Source organism: Brevibacillus panacihumi W25 (genome assembly GCF_000503775.1).
Taxonomy (GTDB): Bacteria; Bacillota; Bacilli; order Brevibacillales; family Brevibacillaceae; genus Brevibacillus; species Brevibacillus panacihumi_A.
In genome coordinates, this window is record NZ_KI629785.1 from 1,496,927 (window position 1) to 1,521,010 (window position 24,084).

Here is a 24,084-nt window from a genome sequence, read left to right on the forward strand (position 1 = left end):
TGGGGACAGCCTGTTTGCCGTGAGACGCTTTATTTTTCCGTTTCCTTCGGTTGCTCTTCGGAAGTGTTCTCTGGCTGTTGCGGAGCCGGAGCATCTTTCTTTTGCATGAAGTCCGTGATCATTTTATTCATATCCAAGCCAGAGACGTCCTTCAGCATCTCAGGCAACTGCGCCATCAGCTTGGTGACGTTGCCGCTTAGGCGGTTGATGCCGTCTCCCTGACCGCCTCCCGCATCGACGATCGTAACCTTGTCGATCGCTTTGATTGGCTCGGCGATTTTTCCTGCCAATTCCGGAAGCATTTTGGAGACGATATCCAAGACAGCAGCGTGACCGAACTTTTCGAAAGCTTCTGCCAGTTTTTCTTTCCCTTGCGCTTCTGCTTCCAGCTTCAGTCTGGTTACCTCTGCCTCAGCCGTACCCTTGGCTTTTTCCGCTTCCGCGACAGCCAAGCCCTCCAGGCGTTTCTGTTCAGCGAGCGCCTTGGCCTCTGCCTCGATACGATAACTGAGAGCATCTGCTTCACGCAGCTTCTTGGCTTTTTCCGCTTCTGCTGCCTGCTCGACCGAGTAGCGTTCCGCATCGGCCTTTTTCTTGACTTCTGCATCATATTGCCGCTCGCGGCGCAGAATTTCCTTTTCCTCCAGCTCGATTTCCTTCTGTTTACGGACGAGCTCAATCTTCATTTCCTCTTCGGTAACCTGCTGCTTCGCTACGGCTTCCTGCAGCTTGTAGGCTTGGTCCGCGCTTGCTTTCGCCTTATCCTGTTCTTGTTTGAAGGACGCGACCTTCAATTCTTTTTCCTTTTCGGCTTCGGCGATGTTCGTCTCTTTCAGCACCTCTGCTTTGCGCGCTTCTTCCTCTGCCTGTGCTTGCCGGATCCGCGCTTCCTTGTCCGCATCGGCCTGAGAGATCGTCGCGTCGCGCTTGACCGCAGCGATTTGTGGAATACCCAGCGCAGCCAGGTACCCGTTTTTGTCGCGAACATCCTTGATTGTGAAGCTCACGACGGACAGACCCATTTTTTTCAGGTCCTTGGCCGCCACACTCTGTACTTCCTGCGCAAAGCGCTCGCGGTTTTTGTAGATTTCCTCGACAGTCATACTTCCCAGGATGGCGCGCAGATACCCTTCCAGGACCTCTTGCGCCTCTGTTTTGAGAGCCTCGTCTGTCTTGCCCATAAATTGCTCGGCAGCCGTCGCAATATCTTCAATCGAACCGCCGACCTTGATGATAGCTACCCCGTCTGCCATGACAGGAACGCCCTGTTCTGTGTATACCTCCGGAGTGGAGACGTCAAGCTTATGTGACAGAAGACTGAGAAAATTCGCCTGTTGGAAAATAGGCAGAATAAAAGCGCCGCCGCCACGGACAATTTTCATCTTGCGCCCTGATTCGTCAGACAGCACGTTTTTGCTGCCGAGATAGCTTCCTGTAACAATCATGGCTTCGTCGGCGCCTACTGTTTTGTACCGGGCCCAAAACGCGATTCCCAGTACTACAAAAACCAGTACGATGATGGCCGCCACCATGAGGACAGGTGAACCCATGAGATCCATGCTTAATCCTCTCCTTTTTCATGATCTTCCGGGAAAGGGGTGACGTACAGGACATGGTCTCGTACCTCTACTACGACGACACGCGTGCCAGCCGGAATGCTCTCTTTCTCCATGCTGGATGCCATGTGGTAAGTCGTTCCGCTCACCATCTTGACCAGCACTTCGCCCAACCCTTCGGAAGGAATCGTCGTCCCTACTTCCCCGATTTTCCCAGACAATTGACTCATGGAATAGCCTGTTGACGTTTCCGCCTTGTCCATGGGTTTGATCCAGAGAAAATACGCAGCCACTGCAAGTGATGCGCCCACAACAGCGGAAAGCAGAAATACAGCGAGACCGGACCATTCTGTCAGCCGGGTCAGCAAGAACCCGACCCCGCCCAATGCGGTCAAGCCGCTCACGAGCAAAATCGGCTGCAGAACCGGCAGATGAAGCTCACCCAGCATGTCGGAAATGGCATCGCCTAAAAGCAACGTCACAAGTGCGTAAATAAGTCCGCCAACCAAACAAATGAGGTAGATCATCTCCATTGCGCCCATCGTATTGTCACCCCTTCCCAATTTTGTCTCTATTTTTCATACGAATCACGACAAAAAAGGTTGCGAAATCGCCACATTTCGGCGAAATTCTTCCTGATTTTTCCATTTTACAGAAATTTACAATGAATAATTTCGATTTCACGAAACAAAATAGCAATATTCCTTCTCCAGGAGGTTTTGCTATGAAATGGGATAAGGAATTGGCCAATCGGCTAGGCAGCAGCTCTGACTTTCAACGTTACGAGCTTGGCACGGAGGAAAAACAGCTCCTCTTTTTTTATCTCGACAGTCTGGTAAACCTGACCTATATCCAAAACCAGCTGGTAGACAAGCTGTTCCAGGATCAGCATCCCTATCCCCTGACTGCCGTCCATACTGTAGATGAAGCCGTCCAAGCCATATTAGAAGGGTTCATTGTCATCTGGTCTATGTCCGAGCAGACTGCCTATAAAGCCATCAGCAACGGGTTGGAATCTAGAAGCATAGAGGAATCAGAGAACGAGAGCAACCTGCGCGGCCCGCGCGACGGTTTTGTCGAATCGCTCAACACCAACTTGTCTTTGATTCGCAGACGGCTTCCAAACGCTGATCTACACATTCATATTCGGGAAATCGGGAGACAGACAAAAACAAAGGTAGCCCTGCTATACGTCCAGGGGATTGTCCATCCGGATGTCTTACACGAGGTTCGCACCCGACTGGACACGATCGACATCGACCAGGTTCTCGACAGCGGGATCGTGGAACAATGGATAGAGGATAGCTGGGTCTCTCCGTTCCCGCAAATACAAAATACAGAGCTGCCGAACAAGGTTTTGCACGCCATATTGGAAGGCCGCGTCGCCATTATGGTAGATGGCTCTCCATTCGTCCTGATCGTCCCTGTTACCTTTTCCATGCTGTTTCAGGCTCCTGATGACTACTATGACCGCTGGCTGATTGGAAGCGCGATTCGCATCATTCGTGCTGTCGGCGCTCTGGTAGCCCTTTTTTTGCCAGCCCTCTATATTGCGCTTATTTCCTACCATCCCGGCATGATTCCAACGCAGCTGGCCCTGAGCATTTCCGCAACCCGTGCAGAAGTACCGTTCCCTTCTTTGGTAGAGGCGATTGCCATGGAGGCCACACTGGAGATGCTGCGTGAAGCTGGCTTGCGCTTGCCCAAGATGCTGAGTCAGACAGTAGGAATCGTAGGCGGACTGGTGATTGGTCAAGCCGCTGTGGAAGCAGGAATTGTCAGTCCCGTCCTGGTGATTGTCGTCGCCATCACCGCTATCTCGACCTTTCTGGTCCCCGCCTACAATGCGTCGATTGCCCTGCGGATGCTCCGCTTTCCCTTGATGTTGTTGGCCGGAAGCCTGGGGCTGTTCGGCTTGATTCTGGGAGCGCTGTTGATCCTGGCTCATCTCGTATCTCTCAAGTCCTTTGGCATCAACTACTTTTCTCCCATCGTCCCTTATCGCACCAAAGACTGGAAGGATTTGCTCGTACGTGCCCCGCTTCCTTACCTGAAGGAGAGACCGGAAATCCTGCATTCGTTCAACTCTAAACGAATGAATCTCCAAAAGCGCAAGAAAGGGTGGTAGCGATGATTAAAGACAAATTAACCAACACGCAAATGGCCTTGCAAATGTTTGCCGCGATGGTAGGAGTAGGTGTCCTCTCCTTGCCGTCCGTATTAGTAGGCAGTGCAGGGGTGGACGCATGGCTCGTAATACTCCTGGCCGGGGGATATGCTGTCATCGCGGTTTCGATCATGGCCTATCTGGGCAATCGCTTCCCGGGAAAAAGCATCATCCAATACGCGCCGCTGCTTCTTGGGCATGTTCTTGGCACATGCGTTTTGCTTGCTTTTCTTCTCTATTTTTTGATGTTCGTAGGTACGATTGTGAGAATGTCCGCCGATGTCACGAAGCTGTTTCTGTTAGATTTGACTCAGGTAGAGGTAATCGTGCTCGGCATGCTGGTTACCAGCACGTATCTGATTCTGCAAGGAGTGAACGCCATCGCTCGTTTCAATGAATTTATCCAGCCTCTCGCATTGTTCGCCTTGTTGCTTGTTCTGACGCAAACCTTGCGCGAGACCGACTTCGGCAGGCTTCTCCCCGTCCTGGGAGATGGGATTCAATCTGTCCTGCAATCATTTCCGAGCGTCTTTTTTTCATTGCTAGGTTTTGAGATTTTGCTGTTTCTCCATCCCTTTATGGAAAATCCGTCTCGTGGGCTGCAATCTGCATTCCTTGCCATCGGGATGACCGTTGTTCTCTACGCACTCTTGACGATTCTGAGCATTGCCTTGATGGGAGCCGCCGAAGTGGAGCTGATCGAATATCCTGCGCTTGCCATCATCAAAAGCATTGAAGTTCCCGGCTCGTTTATTGAACGACTGGATTCGATCATGATGATGGTCTGGGTGCCTTTTGCTGTCACCTCGATTGTCATGTTCCATTACTGCGCCAGTCTGATCACATCTCAATTGCTAGGTTTGCAGGACCATCGTGTCGTCTCTCTGCTTTATGTACCGATTGTGTTTTTGATCGCGGTTCTTCCTCGCAACGTACTGGAAGTGGAGAAATGGAGCCAATGGACAAGCTGGCTCGGCGTCGGACTGGTCAGCCTGGTTCCCCTATCCATGATCGTGGCGTACAAATGGAGGGCAAGGAGGGTATCGTCGACGTGAAAACACGCCTGCTCCTCTCGTTATGCTTTTTGTTGACGTTCCTGCTGGCTGGCTGTTGGGACAGGGTCGAGATTCAGGATCGGCTCATCGTAATGGCGGTCGCGATCGACAAGGTGCGTACGGAGGATGAGAAGCGAAATTTCTATGAATTTACCGCACAGCTGACAGAAGCACAGGCGTTGTCAGGCCGAATCAGTACCCCGAATATTTCTCCTGTATGGAATGCGAGTGCAACCGGGCCATCCATTTTTGAATGCATTCGGATCTTGACCACCAGGGTGGCGCGCCAGCCCTACTACGATCACTTGCAAATCATCATCATCGGGGAAGAATTGGCGAAGGAAGGGATCGATCGCGCACTCGACCTGTTTTATCGCGATCATGAATCCCGTCCCAAGATCAAACTCGTGATAGCCAAAGGCAGGGCCAGGGAAGTCCTGGATCTCGACCCCAAGCTGATGCCCATCTCGGGAAGATACATCAGCACCTTGATGGAGGAAGGCGAGGCCAAGACCGCCCGATTTCCCAAAACCTCTACGATCGGGCAGTTTTCCAGCTACTTTCATGGCGGTGCAAACTGTGTCCTACCCGCTCTGCGCATCGAAAAGCAAGAAGCCAAGATGGCTGGCGGAGCCATCATGCGCGGAGATCGACTCGTCGGCTGGCTATCCGATCAGGAGGTCAAGACGCTGCGTTGGCTCAACGGCACTTTTACCGCAGGAGATGAAGTCATTGTAAAAAATGGGTCCGAACAGGAGAGGAACGTCACCACATTCGAGGTGCGAGGCGCGCGCTCCAGCGTCAAATCGGAAATCCGCAATGGAATTCCTGTCTTCACGCTGTCCATTCGTGGGGAAGGATCCCTGGCTGAGGACGGATTCGATCATAAGCCCTCTTTGAGGAAGTTGAAAGAGCGCGAAAAGGAAATCAGCCAAAATATCAAGGAAAACGCCGAAAAGCTAATCGTCAAAATGCAAAAAAAGAAAGTCGATATCTTCGGTTTGTATGAAGAAATGCGCCGTCACCAGCATCCGTACTGGAAGCAGCATCGGAATAACTGGGACGAAGTATTTCAACATGCTGACATTCACATCGATGTCGTCACCTATATTCGCAGGTTCGGACAGTTCAAGTAACGACGAAGTGCATAACCAACACGAAAGCAGAGAGAATGAGACAGGTGTATCCTCCCCCCTTCGCCAAAGCTCTGTCCATGCTCATCTCGCGGTTTTGGTAAGCGGGATAATAGCCGAAACGCAAAAGCAAGCCCGTAACCAACAGAACCAGCGTCAGATAATAAGAAGTGAGGGATTCAATAAATCCGATAACCAGTGAAAACCCCATGCTCCCCCTCCTTTTTCTCGTCATGGGTAGTATGTTCCGGGATGCATCCTGTTATAGCACGCTGCGCTTAAAATGCACGCAAAACGCGGGTCAATCGACGTATCCCTTCCTGGATGCCAGCTTTGCTCTCCCAAGAATACGTGAGACGAAGCCAACCGGCCTCCGCCCCGTATACGCTGCCGGGAGTGCAAACTACTCCTTCGCGGATCATGGCCTCCAGCAGCTCTTCTTCGTCGAGAGGCCTATGCAGTCTGCACCAGAAGTGAAAGCTGCCCTCCGGGTCATTCCATGACAAGAAGTCACCCGCCTCTTTCTCCAATGCATCCAGCATGGTCTGACGCTGCTCCAGCAAATAGGAGGACAGACGTTCCATTTGGGTCGACCAGCTATCGCCATCCAGGAAAGAGGCAGCAAGCTGCTGCGAGATGCTGCTCGTTCCAAAATCCATCTGCTGTTTGGCGTCAGCGAGTCGTTCGATGACGGATCTGGGGCCTGCCAGCCATCCGATTCGCAAGCCGGGAGCGACCGTTTTGGACATGCTGTTCACATAGAGCACCACTCCGCTTTTATCAATCGCTTTGATGGGCAGGGGAGGTTTGGCTCTCCCAGGCAGCGTGAGTGCTCCGTAAGCATCGTCTTCTACCAGTGGGAGGCGCAGTTCCTGGCAGATCTCCAATACTTGCCGCCGACGGGACTCGCTCCAGACGATCCCCGTCGGATTATGGTAGGTCGGATTGACGAAGACCATGCGAATCTTATGTTTTTGATGAAGAAACCGAATCTGCTCTGGCAGTACTCCCGCATCATCCATCGGCAGCCGATACAATCGCAACCCTGCGGAGATAAATAGCGGCAAGGAGTAAAAGTAGGATGGTCCTTCCATTGCGACCGCGTCGCCGGGACTAAGCAGGCACAAGGAAAGCAAATGCAGTGCTTGCTGCGCTCCCGAGGTCACTAGAATTTCTTCCGGTGAAGCGGTTATGCCGTATTGGGTGCGCAGATGGACAGCCAGTACCTCCCGCAGCTTCGGGCTCCCCTTGGGATGCGCGTAGCCCAACTCCAGCCCAGCTTCATGGATCCTGGACAATCGCTCCAACGGGAGGGCAGAAATCATGGGCGTAGACAGTTCCGCCTTTGCCAGGTTGATGATGCCGGGAGCAAAGCACGCCTCTCCTATGCGCTTGCTCAGGGGATAAGCAGGCAAAAAAGCCCCTCCATTCGTATATTTGTGCCAATTCGGAATCTGCTGCACGCCCCAGAGATGACGGCTCACCCAAGTGCCGCTTCCCTGCAAGGATTGGAGCAGACCAGAAGCCCGAAGCTCCTCATAAGCTGCAGACACCGTCCCCCGATTCACTCCGTAACGTCTTGCCAGGGCTCTCTCAGCAGGCAATACCGTTCCCGGGGGCAGCTCACCATCGATGATTTGCCGCTCCAACTGCTTAATAATCTGTTGATAGACAGGCTCACCGCTTTGCTTGTCCGGCTTCCACTCCACTTCCAACACCGCCCTTTTTGTTCTCCTACGCCTTACATCTTGAAGCTTTTCGACAAATTGGCCTACCCATCCTGCAACCAATTGGCTCTTTGCTTTCTATCAAGCCGGTTCTAAGATGAGAGAACAGTACACCTGTACGTCTCAAATATAAGGATGGGATCCAAATGTTGCATGCCGAAGCAAAGGCAAAAGAAAAAAGCAGCCTGGCAGTCGAACACGCAGGTATGCTTTACGGCTTGTTGGGTGTTTGCAGTTTTAGTCTGACCCTTCCCTCTACCAGACTCATTGTAGATGTTCTCTCCCCTGCTTCTGCAGGATTGGGACGCTCTTTGGTGGCAGCTTTGCTGGCAGCGGTGTTATTGGCAATCAGACGCGTGCCCTTTCCCCGTTGGACAGAAATCAAACAGCTATTTCTTGTCGCCGCTGGAGTTGTGTTCGGCTTTCCGTTTTTCTCTGCCTGGGCGATGGAACGCGTGCCCGCCTCGCATGGCGCCATTATCATCGCACTTTTGCCCTTGGCAACTGCAGGAGCCGCTGCCTTTTTTTCCGGAGAACGTCCTTCCCGCCTGTACTGGCTCTCCAGCATCACCGCTTGTCTTACGATTCTTGGTTATGCCATAAGCTCCGGAATGGGAGCACTGCAATGGGCGGATCTAGCCTTGCTTGCCGCTGTCCTCTCTGCAGCGATAGGCTACGCAGTTGGTGGAAAGCTCTCGCGGACCCTGGGAAGCTGGCAGGTCATTAGCTGGGCATTGGTGCTTGCCTTTCCCTTTTTGGTTGTTCCCATCGCAGGCCCTCTGCTGGAAGAATTGCAGCAGGCGACCTGGTCTACCTGGCTTGGCTTTGGCTATGTGAGCGTCATCAGCCAATTCCTCGCTTTTTTCGCCTGGTATCATGGGCTTGCCATCGGAGGTGTTGCCAAAGTGGGGCAAATCCAGTACGTCCAGCCCTTTCTGACGATGCTAGCCTCATGGCTGCTGCTGGCAGAATCCATAACAGCAGGGGGCATCATCGCCGCCTTGATCGTGGTTCTTGCAGTAGCAAAAGGACGAAGTGCAGTAGTAAAAACCTCGAGATAGGGAGCAGCGAGCGGCACATGCCGTGCCGCTCAGCTTTCCTGCGCCTCCCACACGTTTCCATGATAATCAGGAGAATAGTCCGCTTCTGTCAAGGCTCCCCATACCAGATTCTTCACCTTGCCCTTCAGGGAAGGCAAAGTCCTCCACTCCTCCAGCGGGACCCAGCCCGCCCATTCAATTTGCTCATCCTCCAGCCCTCCAGGGATCGGGTCGGTCTGCTCCCCCACCAGTCTGGCCAACACCCCAATGCCAACCGTGTGCTTCCCTTCCCCTGCATGTTCGATCCGATCATCTACCCAAAGCAGGCGCTCCATCTCTACCAAGAGACCTGTTTCCTCCCACACCTCCCTGCGTGCCGCCTCTGCAATCGTCTCCAGAAACTCAATCTGACCGCCAGGCAGGCTATAGCCTTCCCTGCTGCTCCTTTTTTCCTTGATCAGCAGGATGCTTCCCTGGTTCTCAACTACTACCGTTACTCTCAAGCCGGTCGTCTTCACTCTGCTCCATCCCTCCTCCAACGACAGGGTGACGCATCAAATCAAGAGAATCTACGCCTTTACGGACAAACAGCTCCTCCAGAGCAGCAAAGCCATGCCTCGCCAAAAAGTCAGCCTCATCGTGTGCGATCGCATGCAGCATCAGCAAGCGAACAACCACACGACCATCAGTAAAGTAATCAAAGCCCTCTTCTTCAAAATCAAGCGGTGCAGCCATCACGTGTTGCAGAATCGATTTCTCCGCGACAGGCTGCTCCAAACGATAGACAGAGCCGGTCTGCACACGCTCCCGGCCTTCCTCCCATTGTCTGATGATCCGCGCCGAGACATCAGCCAGATGCGCCACAATTTGCGGCTCGAAGCGGTAGGAATACATCACACACTCGGATTCTCCCGTACGATGCAGCTCCAATGTCACGTAGCTCCACCAGCCCCGCCTTTTGGTCGGTGGGTAGACCGCGATCAGTACATCTGCTGCTTCATATTGGTATAACGCTGCCCTTGCTCCAAACAGTGTATTGCAATGTTGCAGCAATTGCCCTGTCATTATCATATGCATGTCCCCGTCCCAATCAGAAAAAAACTTTCCTTTTCCGCTAGTATATCTCAGCAGTCAGCGGATGCAAAAAGAAGGTGTCCCGCAGCCCTTGGCTTTGGAACACCGCTTCTCCTTGATCACAGTATTCTAGTGTATTCTATTCATTTCCAGTTGCAGGAGCTGGAGCGGGAGCAGGACCAGCTTTTTCTGATTGCAACGAGCTTTCTAATAGACCTTTCGCTTTCTCGATTTCCTCTTGTGTCAATGGTTCTCCCATTTCAAAGCTGTTGATGATTTTTCCAAGAGTGACGGGGTCAAAATCCTCCCGAGCGTACAACTCCACCGTGTATCCCTCAGTCTCCCAAATCACAATTCCGTTCGCGAAATAGACCTTCTTGCCGGCGATCACCTCTGTTTTGACTGCATCTGTGGTTCCGATACCGTTTTCACCACCATGGGAGATCAAGAAATTGACCGTTTTCTCATTTTGCTCGTATTGGACTTCCACCATCGATTTGCCGTGAAGAACCGTGTTGACGTATTCATAATCAGCTACCCACGAGGGCGCCGGGAAATTCATGCCTGTTGCCAAACGGGCTTCACGTAGCGAAAGTTTGGGCTGAGCTGGTAATTCAACCGCACTGGATTCGGTTCCTCGCCCCTGCTCGACCGATCCGATCGTTTCAGAAACCGGCAGTTCCTTGTCGTATTGGACAATTTCCAAATTCCCCACCTGGAAACGCGCCAGAATCGATTGAATCAATCCTTGTGCGTATGAGTTCGTTGAAAGCGCACCGCCAATGAAGATGATAGCTGCTGTAGCTGCAGCGACCGTTTTCCATTTTCTTTTCATCATCGATATCCCGTCCTTTTTCGTGTGTTGGGGTTGAATCGTTCCCGTCTCCATTTTGTTTACCAGACGCTTGAATATGCGCTCTTTGGCCAACTGGTTATCAAGCTCCACATTCTCAAGCAGATGAACTACCCTCTCAAATGACTTCGGATCACGTTTTTCACTCATCTCGATCCCTTCCTACCTCCAAATATTTACGCAGCTTGTTTATGATCCTGTAGACGACCACACCAATATTTGACTCGCTTACACCCATTAGCTCTGCAATTTCTGAATTTTTCAGACCCGCAGCGAATTTCATTGCGATGATGTTCCGTTCTTTATCACGCAGCTTGGCCATTGCTTGAAACATCGCCTGATGTTCGTCATCTCGAATTGCCAACTCTTCGGGGGATGGTTTCCGAGCGAAAGTAATCCGTGACCGTGTTTCTGGCAATCGCAAACAGCCATACATCAAACCTGGCTTTTTCTTCTGAGAAGGTGTGGTATTTGGTAATGACTGTTTCAAAAACCTGGCTGCAAAGATCTTCTGCCTCGTAATGATTGTTAATCCGATAGCAGATATACTTGTATACACGGTTGAAATACATTTCGTAAATCTGAGAAAATTCGTCTGTGCTCAAAACTTCTCCGCCAAGCTTTTCTTTTCTATCCTGGTAAATTTCCATATATACTCGAGCGCTCTCCAATGCCTTCCCTCCTTTCACTAAGTAGGCCTATCCGGGGAAATTTACATATGTTAATACGTCGTCACAAGAAAAGCATTAACAAATAAAAGACCTGTATTTGCTGCGGATCTGTGTTCTTTCAAATCATGCCTACAGTGATACAGATTTTTGGTAAAATTGAACGAAGGAGAAGGGGGTTACATGTTGGACACTTCTACATTTCAATCTTGGGTCAAAGAATATTACGAATCAAGAGGTTGGACCGAACTTGATATTTTTGTCCGTATCGGTTTTTTAGCCGAAGAAACAGGGGAAGTAGCAAGGGCAATCCGAGCATTAGAAGTCGGTCGTGATCGACCTGATGAGGATACCAGAACACAGGAAGAGTTAAAGCAGGAGCTAGTCGAAGAGTTAGGGGATGTTTTGGGGAACGTGATTGTGATTGCCAATAAATATGACATCCCCCTAGAAGATATTTTTAAATCTCATCGAAACAAATTGCAAAAACGTTATCAGGGTAATGAATAGATCCAGCTTCAAAAACAAGGACATCGATGTCCTTGTTTTTTTATGGCCTCAGGTCGGTCTATTTTTCTAAAATAAAACACAGCGAATATGGCATCCTATACCCAAGGAGGTGAGGCAAAATCTAGTCACATGAGGGTATCTCATATGGTCAAGGGCAGGGAAGAAAAATTGATGAAAAGTACAGCAATTGAAAAAATACTGTGGAGTATTGCTCTACCGGGATTTGGTCAATTATTAAACGGTAAGTTTTTAAAGGGATTAACGTTGCTTGGTCTTGAATTCATCATCAATCAGAAATCCCATCTAAACCAGACCATCATAGCGAGTTTTCAGGGAGAAATCCCGATGGCCATTCGAGTAACGGATTATCAGTGGCTTATGTTTTATCCGTGTGTGTACATGTTTGCCATATATGATGCGTACCGGGATACCCTTTCAGGCGATACTCCCCCCTACTCGTTTTTTCCATTTGCCTTCGCAGCTTTTTTCGCGACAATTGGCGTTATTTATTCCCCTAATTTCCGTATTTTTGGAGTGTTATTGGGTCCTGTATGGCTGCCGATCATATTCTGCTTTATCGGTATTCTCATAGGGAATGCTATAAAGTTCGTTTGTCGAAACAAGCTTCCTCCAAGCATCCATAAATAGGAAACATATTTCGACCCATTACTGGTGAGAATGTTAATCAGAAATTGTTCGACGGAGGGATTATTAGTGGAAACCATAGTGGATGAGCAAACGAGTGGATCGGAGCAATCCGATCTCTTGGCTCAAGAAAATATTAATAAATTGTCTTCTGCCGAGCAAGGCAAGCTTTGGGCAACGTATGTTGGAAATACCATGTCGGTTTGCGTGTTGAATTATATGCTGAAGCATGTTGAGGATCAGGAAATAAAAAGCATTCTGGAAAATGCATTGCATTTGTCTGAAGAGTTTGTACAAACGATCCACAAGATCTTTGTTCAGGAAAAGTTTCCGGTCCCCGTAGGATTCACAAATGAGGACGTCGATTTAACAGCGCCAAGATTATTTGAAGATGAATTTTACCTGCACTACTTAAAATATGTTGCCAAGGCCGGAATCAGTCTATACGGAATCGCAGTTCCATTGGTAACAAGAGCTGATATTCGACAGTTCTTTACGTATAGCATGGACCAGACAGTGAATCTCATTAATCAGGTCACCACTGCCTTGCTGAAAAAAGGATTTTTAACGAAACCACCATATATACCCTATCCAGAAACTGTGGATTTTGTAGACAAGAATAGCTATCACAATGGTTTTTTTGGTCGAGTCAGACCGCTGCAAGCCTTGGAGATTACACATCTTTACGATAACGTTGAAAACAATGCGACAAGCAAAGCGGTTTTGATTGGCTTTAGTCAGGTGGCAAAATCCAATCAGTCAAAGGCGTATTTTCGCAGAGGGCTGGAGATTGCCACCAGCCACTACGAAGCTTTCAGCGGTATCATGCAGGAGGCTGGCTTGACTGCTCCCTCCATCATCGACCAGCTGGTGACCACCTCCACTACTGCCCCCTTTTCTGATCGCTTAATGCTGTTTCATAAGCTGGATATGTATGCGGTTCGAATAAGAGCTTATGGAAATGCCCTCTCTATGTGCACCAGACATGATGTAGCAGCCAAATACATCACCTTTTTTGCAGAAGTTGGAAATTACACTGAGGATGGATCGAATCTCTTGATTAAAAATGGTTGGCTGGAGCAGCCGCCTCAAGCTGTCGATCGAAAAGCCCTTGCCTCCAACAGGCATTAAGTGCCCCCCTATTCATACGATGGCCCCCTGACCTGATACGGTTAGGGGGCCATTGTTCATCATTCAATAAAATAAAAATACGTGTCCGAGCGGCTTGTACGCAAGCGTGAAAGCCGCAACAGACACGTATCTACATTTTATGGGCAAATTATGGGCAAGCCCGCTGTCGGAAGACGGAAACCTTTGTGGCGCAAGGGTTAACCGATGCTTCCCTCCATCTCGAACTTGATGAGACGGTTCATCTCTACCGCATATTCCATCGGCAATTCTTTGGTAAACGGCTCGATGAAGCCCATGACGATCATCTCAGTCGCTTCCGCCTCGGACAAACCGCGGCTCATCAGGTAGAAGAGCTGGTCTTCCGATACCTTGGATACAGTCGCTTCATGCTCCAGCGTGATGTGGTCGTTCATGATCTCGTTGTACGGAATCGTATCCGACGTAGAGAGCTTGTCGAGAATCAGCGTGTCGCATTTGATGTTGGACTTGGAGCCTTCCGACTTGCGTCCAAACTGCGAGAGGCCGCGATATGTTACTTTTCCGCCATCACGGGAGATGGACTTGGAAATGATGGTGGACGTGCAATCAGGCGCCAGGTGGATCATTTTCGCACCCGCGTCTTGGTGCTGTCCTTTTCCTGCTACCGCGATGGAAAGAACGGTACCTTTGGCACGAGGTCCTTTCATGATGACCGCAGGATATTTCATGGTCAGCTTGGAACCGATGTTGCCGTCGATCCATTCCATGTTGGCGTCCGCGTACGCAACTGCACGTTTGGTAACGAGGTTGTATACGTTGTTGGACCAGTTTTGGATCGTGGTATAACGGCAGCGCGCGCGTTCCTTGACGATGATCTCTACGACTGCGGAGTGGAGGGAATCCGTGCTGTAGATCGGAGCCGTACAGCCCTCTACATAGTGGACGAATGCGTCTTCGTCAACGATGATCAGCGTACGCTCGAATTGTCCCATGTTCTCCGAGTTGATGCGGAAGTATGCTTGCAGCGGAGTTTCCACTTTTACGCCTTTTGGCACGTAAATGAAGGAACCGCCGGACCATACCGCAGAGTTGAGCGCAGCGAACTTGTTGTCTGCTGCCGGAATAACTGTGGAGAAATACTCCTTCACGATGTCTGGATACAGCTTCACAGCGGAATCCATGTCGCAGAAGAGGACACCCAGCTTCTCCAGGTCTTCCTGCATGTTGTGGTAGACGACCTCAGACTCGTACTGAGCGGATACACCGGCGAGGAACTTCTGCTCGGCTTCCGGAATCCCCAGCTTGTCAAAGGTAGCCTTGATCTCTTCCGGCACCTCATCCCAGCTGCGTCCTTGCTTCTCAGACGGCTTGACGTAATAGGTGATGTTGTCGAAATCAAGATCGTCCAGATCGCCGCCCCATTTTGGCATCGGGAGGCTGTTGAAAATGTCCAATGATTTCAAGCGGAATTCCAGCATCCATTCGGGCTCTTCCTTGATCTTCGAGATTTCCTCGACGATCTCGCGAGTCAGACCCTTTTTGGTACGGAATACGGATACGTCCTTATCGTGAAAGCCGTACTGGTAATCCTGTATTTCAGGGGCTTTTTTTGCCATCGTGATTCACTCCTTTATCTTCACATGCTTATGCCTCATGACTATTCCTGACCTGATTGTTTAATCCCCTGCTCCAGCGCTTTCCACGCCAGTGTCGCACACTTGATGCGGGCTGGGAACTTGGCGACGCCGGACAATGCCTCGATGTCGCCCAAGTCAATCGAATCATCGATCTCCTTGCCCTGCATCAGCTCGGAAAAACGATGCGCCAGCTCGAGAGCTTCCTCTACGGACTTTCCTTTCACTGCATCCGTCATCATCGATGCGGAAGACATGCTGATCGAGCAGCCTTCCCCAAGAAATTTGGCATCGGTGACTTTGCCGTCCTCTACCTTCAAGGACAGGGAGATGCTGTCGCCGCAGGTAGGATTGTTCAAATTGACGATGAGACCTTCTGCTTCTTCCAGCTTGCCTCGATTGCGCGGCTTCTGGTAGTGGTCCATAATGACACGGCGGTACAGATCATCAAGAGAAGACATTGCCAAAATACTCCTTCGTCTTCTTCAACCCCGCCACGAATGCATCCACTTCTTCCTCTGTATTGTACATATAGAAGCTTGCCCGTGCGGTCGCGGTAACGTTCAGCCAACGCATCAGCGGTTGCGCGCAATGATGTCCGGCACGAACGGCAATCCCGTAACTGTCCAGCACGGTCGACAAATCGTGCGGATGTACCCCGGCCAGGTTGAATGTGATTAAACTGCTGCGGTCCTGCTGCGGGCCGTAAATGGTCATACCTTCGATCTCACGCATTTGCTCCATCGCATACGCCACCAGCTTCTTCTCATGGCGCTCGATGTTGTCCATTCCAATCTCCTCCAGGAAGTCGATCGCGGCTCCCAATCCGATCGCACCTGCGATGATCGGCGTACCGCCCTCGAACTTCCAGGGAAGCTCTTTCCATGTGGAATCATACAGCTCGACGAAATCGATCATCTCGCCGCCGAATTCCATCGGCTCGGTGCGCTCCAGCACTTCCCGCTTACCATACAGGACGCCAACTCCTGTCGGGCCGCCCATTTTATGGCTGGAAAACGCATAAAAATCGCAATCCAGATCCTGAACGTCGATTTTCTTATGCGGAGCGCCCTGGGCGCCGTCTACAAACAGGATGGCGCCATGCTGATGGGCGATCTGAGCGATTTCCTTGATCGGGGTAGTATCCCCCAATACGTTGGAAATATGGTGGATCGCTACGATTTTCGTGTTATCCGTAATGGTATCTCTGACAGCATCGAGTGTTACCGTGCCGTCCTCTGCCAGAGGAATGAACTTGAAAGTAGCTCCGGTCACCTTGGCCGCCTGCTGCCAGGGAATAAAATTGCTGTGATGCTCCGCAACGGTCGTCACAATTTCATCACCCGGCTTGAGGAAGGCGCGAGCAAAGCCGTAAGCTACTGTGTTTACCGCAGATGTCGTACCGCGTGTAAACACAACCTCCGCTGCTTCACGAGCATTGATGAAGGCGCGTACTTTCTCGCGTGCGCCTTCATAGCCGTCCGTCGCCAAGCTGCCCAAGGTGTGCACCCCACGGTGTACGTTGGAGTTGTACTCCTTGTAGTATTTATCCATCGCTTCGATCACCTGGATCGGCTTTTGCGAAGTTGCGCCGTTATCCAGATAGACCAGCTGATGTCCGTTTACTTCCTGATGCAGGATGGGGAAATATTTCCGAAGCTCCTTGGCGTTCATTAGCCTAACTTCCTTTCCAGAGCTTGACGAAGTCTGTTCTGTACTTCTTCAATCGGAATCTCAGCTACCACCGGATCTAGGAATCCGAGAATAATCAGCCGTTCTGCCGCCTGGCGGGAAATCCCGCGAGACATCAGATAGTAGATGGACTCTTCACTGAAGCGACCTACGGATGCAGCATGGCCTGCCTTGACGTCATCCTCGTCGATCAACAGGATCGGGTTGGCATCGCCACGCGCTTTATCGCTAAGCATCAGAACATTTTCCGCCTGCTCACCATTTGCTTTTTCGGCGCCTTTTTCGATTTTGGTAATCCCGTTCAAAATGGAAACAGCTTCACCTGTCATAACGGCCTTGCTCACCATATTCGACTCGGAGTGGGTTCCGATATGCTGAACCTGCGATGTTAGATTCTGACGCTGGGAACCTGTCCCGACCGAGATCGTTTTGGTCTCGGCGGTAGAAGCTTGCCCCTTGAGGATCGTGGTGTTGTTGGCGACGGTATTTCCATCGTTCATCTCGCCGAGAATCCATTCCATCGAACCGTCGCGATCGACAGTGGCGCGACGGAAGCTGTAGTCGTGCACATCTGCAGACAAGGAACGGACGGATGCCACCTGTACCGAAGCCCCTGCGCCGACGAATACCTCGACGATGCTGTTGGCTACCATGTTGCTGCCTTCGCCGGAAACGAAGGAGTCCACATAGACGACCTTGCTGTGTGCTTCAGCCACGATCAGCACATGCGGGCTGACGAGCGCGTCATCCCCGGCTACTTCGAACACCGCTTGCACAGGTACCGTCATTTCTACGTTTTTCGGCACGTAGAGGAAGACACCGCCGTTGACAGCTGCTGCATGCAGCGCCGTCAACTTGTGCTCGTCGTATCCGACAACCTGACCGAAGTATTTTTGCACCAGCTCTCCGTGTTCCCGCAAAGCGGTGTGCAGCGGAGCGAAAATAACGCCTTGCTGCTTCAGCTCATCGCTCGTTGCGAAGAACAGAGTGGATGCGTTTTTTTGCACGAGCAGATTGTTTGCGTTGTCCAGGTTGATCTGGCCCTGAACCACTTCATCCAACTCCTGAACCGATGCCACTTGGGGGCTAGTTTGGAATGGGACGAACTGCTGCGTATTCCATTTATCAATTTTCGTTTTCTCCAACACAGGCAGTTGCAACTCACCCGCTGCCTTCAAGCCGGCAAGACGCTTTTCCAGGAACCAGGCAGGCTCCTGATTGGCCCGGGAGAACTCGGTGATCGCTTCTGCGTCAAAGCGGAGTTGTATATCCACACTCATTTCACTGCTGCCTCCTTCTTCCTACACGTTGGCGTTTACGGTTTCATCCTCGATGCCGAGCTCTTCCTTGATCCAGTCGTACCCTTCCGCCTCGAGGCGCTCAGCCAGCTCTGGTCCGCCGGATTTGACAATACGGCCCTGCATCATCACGTGTACGAAGTCAGGCTTGATGTAGTTCAGCAAGCGCTGATAGTGGGTGATGATCAAAAAGCCACGGTCAGCCGTGCGCATTTCATTTACGCCGTTCGCTACTACTTTCAAAGCGTCGATGTCGAGACCGGAGTCGATCTCGTCGAGAATACAGATGCTTGGTTCGAGCATCATCATTTGCAGGATCTCGTTGCGCTTTTTCTCCCCGCCGGAGAAGCCTTCGTTCAGGTAGCGGTGGGAGAAGGACTCATCCATTTCCAATGTGCCCATTTTTTTGTCCATCTCACGGATGAACTTCATCAGAGAAATCTCATTGCCCTCGCCGCGGCGCGCATTGATCGCGGAACGCAGGAAGTCAGAGTTGGTTACACCGCTGACTTCAGACGGATACTGCATGGCCAAAAAGAGTCCAGCGCGAGCCCGTTCATCTACTGCCATATCCAGCAGGTCATCACCGTTGATCAAAACTTCGCCTTCTGTTACCTCATACTTCGGATGTCCCATCAAAGTAGAAGCCAGGGTGGATTTCCCTGTTCCGTTTGGACCCATGATCGCGTGTACTTCGCCGCCCTTGATTTCCAAGTTCAAGCCTTTGAGGATTTCTTTGTCCTCAATCTTGGCGCGAAGGTTTTTTATCTGCAAATGCGGTATTGCTGTCATCTGTTTTTCCCTCCATAACGTCAAAAGTGAGTTGGTTTATTCTCAATCCATTCTCAATACCCATCTTATAATAAGAATAATTATAAATCAAGGAATGAAACATATCTGTAATTTTTAAATCATTATATTTAGAAAGTCCTTCGTTTGTTATAGACTCCTGTACCTCCTTCCTACGAAAAAGAATGCCTCCCCTAGCAGCTGTTTAGCCGCTTGAAGAGACATTTTTATCTTCATCAGGTTCCGGACTTTTTCAGTTCAACCCCATTTTTTGATCGATTGTTATATTCATGCTCCCAAAAATCGGCGTTTTCTACTCCTGCAGCCTTCGGGTCAAAGACGGGATCCAATCCTTCGCTCTTCTGTCGCTCATAATCTTTCAATACCCGCAGTGCTGGCTTGGTAAGCAGCAGAATGGCGATGATGTTGAGCCACGCCATGCTGCCGACTCCGATGTCCCCAAGCGTCCATGCCAGTTTGGCAGACTTCACGCTGCCGTAGATGACCATGCCCATCATGACCAGCTTCAACGCATATTCGGTCCACACCCGTCTGACTCGGTTGTTCAGATAGGCCAGGTTGGTTTCAGCCATGTAATAGTAGGCCATAATCGTCGTAAATGCGAAGAACAACAGCGCGATGGCGACAAATGGCGCACCGAACCCTGGAAGTACCGCTTCTACGGCATTTTGCGTGTAGATGGGACCTGGCTCTACCGCTCCCAGCTTGTTCACGATCGGGTTCATTCCTTCCGGCTCGACATTGTACATCCCGGTGATCAGGATCATGAAAGCTGTAGCCGAACATACAAACAATGTATCCACATAGACGGAAAAAGCTTGTACGATCCCTTGCTTGGCCGGATGGGATACCTCTGCAGCAGCGGCAGCATGCGGAGCCGTCCCTTGTCCCGCTTCATTGGAGTAGATGCCGCGTTTGACGCCCCACATGATCGCAGCGCCGAGAATACCGCCAAAGGCGGCATCGGTACCGAACGCACTTTGGAAAATCAGAGCGATCATCCCGGGAAGCTCCGAAATATTGAGAAAAACAATCAGCAAAGCCACGAGAATATAGCCAAACGCCATGAAAGGCACGACAACCTGTGCAACATTCGCAATTCGCTTGACTCCGCCAAAAATGATCAATCCCAATATAATCGCCAGGAAAATACCCGTAATCCACGGATTGGTGCCAAATGCGGTGTTCATCCCGGAAGCGATGCTGTTGGCTTGAACTCCCGGAAGAAGTACCCCCGTAGCGATCACAGTAACAACGGCAAACAAAACAGCGTACCACTTTGCCTTCAAGCCCTTTTCGATGAAATAGGCTGGTCCCCCGCGAAATTGTCCGTTCCGCGTGGTTTTATACACTTGTCCTAGCGTGGCTTCAATAAAACCGGTGGCGGAACCGAGAAACGCCATGACCCACATCCAGAAAATTGCTCCAGGGCCCCCGTAGGCAATTGCCGTTGCCACACCGGCAATATTTCCAGTCCCTACCCTGCCCGACAAGGCGATGGACAATGCCTGAAAGGATGAAACGCCTGCATCCGAGCTTTTTCCGTCAAACATGAGCCTGATCATGTCCTTTAGATGGCGCACCTGGAGAAAACGAGTAGCAATCGAATAAAACAAGCCTGCTCCTAAACAAAGATAAATAAGTGCCTGACTCCAGATCATATCATTGAGCCAATTGACGAACTCCTCCAAAAGCGATCCCTCCTATTTCTTATCGTTTTTGCCTATATTCTTTTCACTATTATAGAGAGTATTTTCACTATTATAAATATTATCTAAAAATAAACTGTTAAAATATGACTAATATACTATTTTTACCCGAAACAGCAAAAACGGTTAGACCATGGTGTCTAACCGTTTCGGATTCTCGTTGAATCAGTCTATGCCTTTGGACCTGCCTTGGCAATCTCTGTTGCCTCAGGGAACTTTTTCTGGAAGTTTTCGATAAAGCGATTCGCCAGGTCTTTGGCTTGCGCATCGTAAGCTTCTTTGTTTTCCCAAGTGTTGCGCGGCTGCAGAACATCAGCCGGTACATTCGGGCAAGAAGTAGGGACCTGTACGCCAAAGACAGGGTCTGTTACGTACTCTGCCTGCTCCAATTCTCCGCTAAGGGCCGCGGTTACCATCGCGCGGGTATAGCTCAGCTTCATGCGGGATCCCACCCCTACAGGGCCACCTGTCCAGCCGGTGTTGACGAGGTATACCTGCACGTCGCGCTCATCGATCTTTTTCCCGAGCATTTCCGCGTATACGACAGGGTGAAGCGGCAAGAATGGAGAGCCGAAGCAAGTCGAAAACTCTGTTTGCGGTGCAGTGACGCCGCGTTCTGTGCCTGCCATTTTGCTGGTGTAGCCGGAAAGGAAGTGGTACATCGCTTGCTCGCGGCTCAGCTTGGAGATAGGAGGCAGTACGCCGAACGAATCAGCTGTCAAGAAAATGATGACATTCGGCTGTCCGCCTACTCCAGGAATCACAGCTCCTGGGATCGCTTCTACAGGGTAAGCGGCACGGGTGTTCTCGGTGTATTTGTCACTGTCGTAGTTGGCTGTACGTGTTTGTTCATCCACGTCTACGTTCTCCAGGACCGTACCGAATTGGATCGCCTTCCAGATCTGCGGTTCGCCTTCCTCGGACAGCTTGATGCATTTTGCGTAGCAGCCGCCCTCGATATTGAATACGCCATTATCAGACCAGCCATGCTCATCGTCACCAATCAGGAAGCGGTTCGGGTCAGCGGACAAAGTCGTTTTGCCAGTACCGGACAGCCCGAAGAACAGCGCTACATCTCCGTCTTTGCCAATATTGGCCGAGCAGTGCATGGAAAGCACGTTGCGCTCCGGCAACAGGAAGTTCATCACGCTGAAGATCGATTTCTTCATTTCTCCCGCATACTCGGTTCCGCCGATCAGAACCATCTTTTGCTCAAAGCTGAGCACGATGAACGTCTCCGAATTGGTTCCATGAACCGCCGGGTTCGCTTTGAAGCTCGGTGCATATACTACAGTGAATTCTGCTGTGTGAGCAGCCAATTCTTCTGCCGAAGGGCGAATAAACAGTTGACGGGCAAACAGATTATGCCATGCAAATTCGTTCACAACACGGATTGGCAAACGGTATGTCTCATCTGCACCTGCAAAGCCGTCAAAGACAAACAGCTCTTTGTCCTGCAGATAAGCCATGACATCCTGATGCAAAAGTTGGAATTTTTCTTCAGAGATCGGTTGGTTGACCGGACCCCAGTTGATTTTATCGTGTACAGAAGCTTCGTCCACAACGAATTTATCCTTTGGCGAGCGGCCTGTAAACTTGCCTGTCAGCGCGTTGAGCGCCCCTTTGTCGGTCAAAATCCCTTCGCCACGCTTTACTGCCATTTCTACGAGCTGGGTTACAGGGAGGTTGAAATGAACCTCTGTAGCTGCCAGAATGTCAGAAAGCTTGTGTGCCGTTTTGGTTTCCATGTGTGAACGGTCTCCTTCCCAAATGTGTACCTGTATAGTAGCATTTCATTATCCTCTTGATTTGTAATTAGTATATCACATTTAGCCAATTAAGCTACATAATTTTATAATTTCTTATGGAGAATGTGTGACTGCCTGTCTTAGTTTGTCCTGATGCGTAAAAACATATAGAAGGACGCCGTGGTTCGTGGCTTTAGTGGCGGAGAGGAAAAAGGGGGAAACGCTCCAGCCGGTTGGGATCTTAGCTGGGGGGCATCCCTGGCCGCCTCCCACTCCAAAGGCGGAACCGCGGCCAAAAGCAGCCGATTCGAAGAAGCGGTATCCAGGTTGTCCGCTAAAGGCGTGTTCCGCCTTTTCCGTTCCGGCTTGGTTGAGATCCCAAATGCCTTCGCTTTTTCCCCTTTTTCCTCTGCCAGCTATCTCTGCTCCTCCAGCTTATATAAAATCCAAAAAGGAAATCACCCAACGCGACTTGTGGGTGACTTCCTTTTTTACTATTCCCGCTCTCCTTGCAGCTTCTCAAACGTCTTCACGACCACTCGGGCCATAATCTCTACGCCTTTGACCAGGTCTTCTCGGTTGAAATGCATTTTGGGGTGGTGCAGTCCCGGCTGCAGGTCACAGCCAAGCGCCAGCATAGTCGCTTTGATGTGCGGACGCTCGACGGTGTAGAAATGAAAATCTTCCGCTCCTGGTGTAACGGGAGCTGGTTGCAGCTTCTCTTGTCCGAGCACGTCTACGATGGCTTGCTCCATCAATTGCTTCGCCTCGTCCGCCACCTCGGCGGCGACCATCCTGGCTCCCTGCTCCAGGGAGATTTCGGCCTGGTACGAGACCGCTACGCCTTCTATGATCTGCTTGACGCGTTTGACGAGATCATCCATCGCCTCATTGGTCTGCGCCCGCAGGTCAAGCGCAAAACGCGCCTTGTCAGGAATGATGTTGTAGCTTTCCCCGCCCGCCTGCAGCGTGGTCATTTTTACCGTAGCCGGAACCATGGGATTGGTATGTACCTGCCCGATCCCCGAGAGGATTGCCCCTGCTACCTCGATCGCATTGATGCCGAGATGAGGTCTGGCACCGTGCGCGGACACGCCTGTAATCTCCCCGTATAGAAACATCGCCCCGCCATTGTAGATCGCCCCGCCGCAATGACCGCTTCTCATCTCCTGGATCGGGCGCAAATGGACACCGTACAGGTAGTCGATGTCATCCACAACGCCTTTTTCGACCAGCTTCAAGGCTCCGGTCCCTTTTTCTTCAGCAGGCTGAAAGAGAATCTTTAGCGTCCCCGGCGGCTGATACCCGGATGCTATCAGAGATTCTACCGCTTCCAGCACCACGGTCATATGCGCATCATGTCCGCAAGAATGGTTGGCTTTCCACTCGCCGTCTACTTCCTGCCAGAGCGCGTCGATGTCTGTCCGCAGTGCGACCACCGGCTTGCCCTCGCCCCATTCCGCCACAAGTCCCGTACAGTCCTCGAACGTCGTTACGCGCAATCCCAAAGCGCGCATGCGTTCCGCCAAGTATCGAGTTGTCTCCATTTCCTTCCAGCTTATCTCCGGATTGGCGTGCAAGTGTTGGAATGTTTGGTCAATGAATTGCTCACGAGAGGCAACAGCTTGGCGAAGCGGCAACGCAGTGGTCATCGT

General features: G+C 50.9%; 22 protein-coding genes and 1 pseudogene. 7 read left to right on the plus strand and 16 right to left on the minus strand.

The genetic code is table 11. The annotated features are described in order from the left end of the window. Positions 1-29: 29 nt before the first annotated feature. Both T458_RS48240 and T458_RS48245 read right to left on the minus strand, forming a co-directional pair. Positions 30-1,550, minus strand: a complete 1,521-nt coding sequence (locus T458_RS48240) for a flotillin family protein (protein ID WP_051410120.1) — start codon at positions 1,548-1,550, stop codon at positions 30-32. A gap of 11 nt (positions 1,551-1,561) precedes the next feature. Next, entirely contained in the window at positions 1,562-2,098 is a 537-nt protein-coding gene (locus T458_RS48245; protein WP_023558312.1) for an NfeD family membrane protein, read from the minus strand. Between the two features lie 182 nt (positions 2,099-2,280). Here T458_RS48245 and T458_RS48250 point away from each other — a divergent pair, with 182 nt between their 5' ends. The 3 genes from T458_RS48250 to T458_RS48260 are packed head-to-tail and all read left to right on the plus strand — an operon-like array spanning position 2,281 to position 5,914. Beyond that, a complete protein-coding gene (locus T458_RS48250) occupies positions 2,281-3,684 on the plus strand; it encodes a spore germination protein (protein WP_023558314.1) in 1,404 nt (467 codons plus the stop codon). 2 nt (positions 3,685-3,686) lie between these two features. Further along, positions 3,687-4,778 carry a GerAB/ArcD/ProY family transporter gene (locus tag T458_RS48255; RefSeq protein WP_023558316.1) on the plus strand — a complete coding sequence of 364 codons (1,092 nt, stop codon included), beginning with the start codon at positions 3,687-3,689 and terminating at the stop codon, positions 4,776-4,778. Next, complete coding sequence (locus T458_RS48260; protein ID WP_023558317.1) at positions 4,775-5,914, plus strand: Ger(x)C family spore germination protein; 1,140 nt, start codon at positions 4,775-4,777, stop codon at positions 5,912-5,914. The genes T458_RS48255 and T458_RS48260 overlap by 4 nt, the downstream gene beginning before the upstream one ends. Here T458_RS48260 and T458_RS48265 read toward each other — a convergent pair. Further along, the gene (locus T458_RS48265; RefSeq protein ID WP_023558319.1) at positions 5,907-6,122 is read right to left on the minus strand and encodes a CLC_0170 family protein; all 216 of its coding nucleotides are present in this window, start codon (positions 6,120-6,122) and stop codon (positions 5,907-5,909) included. The genes T458_RS48260 and T458_RS48265 overlap by 8 nt on opposite strands. 67 nt (positions 6,123-6,189) lie before the next feature. After that, on the minus strand, positions 6,190-7,629 hold the full coding sequence (locus T458_RS48270; protein WP_023558321.1) for an aminotransferase-like domain-containing protein: 1,440 nt from the start codon (positions 7,627-7,629) through the stop codon (positions 6,190-6,192). A 155-nt stretch (positions 7,630-7,784) separates the two neighbouring features. On the opposite strand from T458_RS48270, the gene T458_RS48275 reads away from it, so the two are divergent. Next, a complete protein-coding gene (locus T458_RS48275; protein WP_023558322.1) occupies positions 7,785-8,699 on the plus strand; it encodes a DMT family transporter in 915 nt (304 codons plus the stop codon). 29 nt (positions 8,700-8,728) lie between these two features. On the opposite strand, the gene T458_RS48280 is transcribed toward T458_RS48275, so the two are convergent. The 4 genes and pseudogenes from T458_RS48280 to T458_RS48295 all read right to left on the minus strand — a co-directional run bounded on the left by T458_RS48280 (position 8,729) and on the right by T458_RS48295 (position 11,255). Continuing rightward, positions 8,729-9,196, minus strand: coding sequence for an NUDIX domain-containing protein (locus tag T458_RS48280; protein ID WP_023558324.1), 468 nt, complete (start codon positions 9,194-9,196; stop codon positions 8,729-8,731). Beyond that, positions 9,159-9,749 (minus strand): suppressor of fused domain protein, encoded by a 591-nt coding sequence (locus T458_RS48285; RefSeq protein ID WP_023558326.1) that lies wholly within the window; start codon positions 9,747-9,749, stop codon positions 9,159-9,161. The genes T458_RS48280 and T458_RS48285 overlap by 38 nt, the downstream gene beginning before the upstream one ends. A 142-nt stretch (positions 9,750-9,891) precedes the next feature. Next, entirely contained in the window at positions 9,892-10,755 is an 864-nt protein-coding gene (locus T458_RS48290; RefSeq protein WP_023558328.1) for a hypothetical protein, read from the minus strand. Further along, positions 10,748-11,255: pseudogene (locus tag T458_RS48295) on the minus strand (sigma-70 family RNA polymerase sigma factor). Before T458_RS48295 ends, T458_RS48290 begins: the two are co-directional and overlap by 8 nt. A 201-nt stretch (positions 11,256-11,456) precedes the next feature. On the opposite strand from T458_RS48295, the gene T458_RS48300 reads away from it, so the two are divergent. The 3 genes from T458_RS48300 to T458_RS48310 all read left to right on the plus strand — a co-directional run bounded on the left by T458_RS48300 (position 11,457) and on the right by T458_RS48310 (position 13,559). Continuing rightward, on the plus strand, positions 11,457-11,783 hold the full coding sequence (locus T458_RS48300; protein WP_023558329.1) for a MazG nucleotide pyrophosphohydrolase domain-containing protein: 327 nt from the start codon (positions 11,457-11,459) through the stop codon (positions 11,781-11,783). Positions 11,784-11,927: 144 nt separating this feature from the next. Further along, on the plus strand, positions 11,928-12,431 hold the full coding sequence (locus T458_RS48305; protein WP_023558331.1) for a hypothetical protein: 504 nt from the start codon (positions 11,928-11,930) through the stop codon (positions 12,429-12,431). Between the two features lie 66 nt (positions 12,432-12,497). Beyond that, on the plus strand, positions 12,498-13,559 hold the full coding sequence (locus T458_RS48310) for a DUF3231 family protein (RefSeq protein ID WP_023558333.1): 1,062 nt from the start codon (positions 12,498-12,500) through the stop codon (positions 13,557-13,559). A gap of 197 nt (positions 13,560-13,756) precedes the next feature. Here the strand turns inward: T458_RS48310 and sufB are convergent, their stop codons facing one another. From sufB to T458_RS48350, 8 genes are all read right to left on the minus strand, one after another. Beyond that, on the minus strand, positions 13,757-15,154 hold the full coding sequence (sufB, locus tag T458_RS48315; protein ID WP_023558335.1) for a Fe-S cluster assembly protein SufB: 1,398 nt from the start codon (positions 15,152-15,154) through the stop codon (positions 13,757-13,759). A gap of 41 nt (positions 15,155-15,195) precedes the next feature. Next, the gene (gene sufU / locus T458_RS48320) at positions 15,196-15,633 is read right to left on the minus strand and encodes a Fe-S cluster assembly sulfur transfer protein SufU (protein ID WP_023558337.1); all 438 of its coding nucleotides are present in this window, start codon (positions 15,631-15,633) and stop codon (positions 15,196-15,198) included. Then, entirely contained in the window at positions 15,620-16,846 is a 1,227-nt protein-coding gene (locus T458_RS48325) for a cysteine desulfurase (protein WP_023558338.1), read from the minus strand. The genes sufU and T458_RS48325 overlap by 14 nt, the downstream gene beginning before the upstream one ends. Further along, entirely contained in the window at positions 16,846-18,144 is a 1,299-nt protein-coding gene (gene sufD, locus T458_RS48330) for a Fe-S cluster assembly protein SufD (RefSeq protein WP_023558340.1), read from the minus strand. Before sufD ends, T458_RS48325 begins: the two co-directional genes overlap by 1 nt. A 21-nt stretch (positions 18,145-18,165) precedes the next feature. Next, positions 18,166-18,954 carry a Fe-S cluster assembly ATPase SufC gene (gene sufC, locus T458_RS48335; RefSeq protein WP_023558341.1) on the minus strand — a complete coding sequence of 263 codons (789 nt, stop codon included), beginning with the start codon at positions 18,952-18,954 and terminating at the stop codon, positions 18,166-18,168. A 233-nt stretch (positions 18,955-19,187) separates the two neighbouring features. Further along, positions 19,188-20,663 (minus strand): alanine/glycine:cation symporter family protein, encoded by a 1,476-nt coding sequence (locus T458_RS48340; protein WP_023558342.1) that lies wholly within the window; start codon positions 20,661-20,663, stop codon positions 19,188-19,190. A 188-nt stretch (positions 20,664-20,851) separates the two neighbouring features. Further along, on the minus strand, positions 20,852-22,429 hold the full coding sequence (gene pckA / locus T458_RS48345; protein ID WP_023558343.1) for a phosphoenolpyruvate carboxykinase (ATP): 1,578 nt from the start codon (positions 22,427-22,429) through the stop codon (positions 20,852-20,854). A 494-nt stretch (positions 22,430-22,923) separates the two neighbouring features. Then, positions 22,924-24,081: a M20 peptidase aminoacylase family protein gene (locus T458_RS48350; protein ID WP_023558344.1), complete on the minus strand. Its 1,158-nt coding sequence runs from the start codon at positions 24,079-24,081 to the stop codon at positions 22,924-22,926. Positions 24,082-24,084: the final 3 nt, after the last annotated feature.

Excerpts from the sequence above, each read along its gene's own strand:
- sufU (WP_023558337.1), bottom strand. The coding sequence starts at position 15,633 with ATGTCTTCTCTTGATGATCTGTACCGCCGTGTCATTATGGACCACTAC.
- T458_RS48245 (WP_023558312.1), bottom strand. The coding sequence starts at position 2,098 with ATGGGCGCAATGGAGATGATCTACCTCATTTGTTTGGTTGGCGGACTT.
- pckA (WP_023558343.1), bottom strand. The coding sequence starts at position 22,429 with ATGGAAACCAAAACGGCACACAAGCTTTCTGACATTCTGGCAGCTACA.
- T458_RS48285 (WP_023558326.1), bottom strand. The coding sequence starts at position 9,749 with ATGATAATGACAGGGCAATTGCTGCAACATTGCAATACACTGTTTGGA.
- T458_RS48265 (WP_023558319.1), bottom strand. The coding sequence starts at position 6,122 with ATGGGGTTTTCACTGGTTATCGGATTTATTGAATCCCTCACTTCTTAT.
- sufB (WP_023558335.1), bottom strand. The coding sequence starts at position 15,154 with ATGGCAAAAAAAGCCCCTGAAATACAGGATTACCAGTACGGCTTTCAC.
- T458_RS48300 (WP_023558329.1), top strand. The coding sequence starts at position 11,457 with ATGTTGGACACTTCTACATTTCAATCTTGGGTCAAAGAATATTACGAA.
- sufC (WP_023558341.1), bottom strand. The coding sequence starts at position 18,954 with ATGACAGCAATACCGCATTTGCAGATAAAAAACCTTCGCGCCAAGATT.
- T458_RS48350 (WP_023558344.1), bottom strand. The coding sequence starts at position 24,081 with ATGACCACTGCGTTGCCGCTTCGCCAAGCTGTTGCCTCTCGTGAGCAA.
- T458_RS48275 (WP_023558322.1), top strand. The coding sequence starts at position 7,785 with ATGTTGCATGCCGAAGCAAAGGCAAAAGAAAAAAGCAGCCTGGCAGTC.
- T458_RS48250 (WP_023558314.1), top strand. The coding sequence starts at position 2,281 with ATGAAATGGGATAAGGAATTGGCCAATCGGCTAGGCAGCAGCTCTGAC.
- T458_RS48290 (WP_023558328.1), bottom strand. The coding sequence starts at position 10,755 with ATGAGTGAAAAACGTGATCCGAAGTCATTTGAGAGGGTAGTTCATCTG.
- T458_RS48305 (WP_023558331.1), top strand. The coding sequence starts at position 11,928 with ATGGTCAAGGGCAGGGAAGAAAAATTGATGAAAAGTACAGCAATTGAA.
- T458_RS48255 (WP_023558316.1), top strand. The coding sequence starts at position 3,687 with ATGATTAAAGACAAATTAACCAACACGCAAATGGCCTTGCAAATGTTT.
- sufD (WP_023558340.1), bottom strand. The coding sequence starts at position 18,144 with ATGAGTGTGGATATACAACTCCGCTTTGACGCAGAAGCGATCACCGAG.
- T458_RS48325 (WP_023558338.1), bottom strand. The coding sequence starts at position 16,846 with ATGAACGCCAAGGAGCTTCGGAAATATTTCCCCATCCTGCATCAGGAA.
- T458_RS48240 (WP_051410120.1), bottom strand. The coding sequence starts at position 1,550 with ATGGGTTCACCTGTCCTCATGGTGGCGGCCATCATCGTACTGGTTTTT.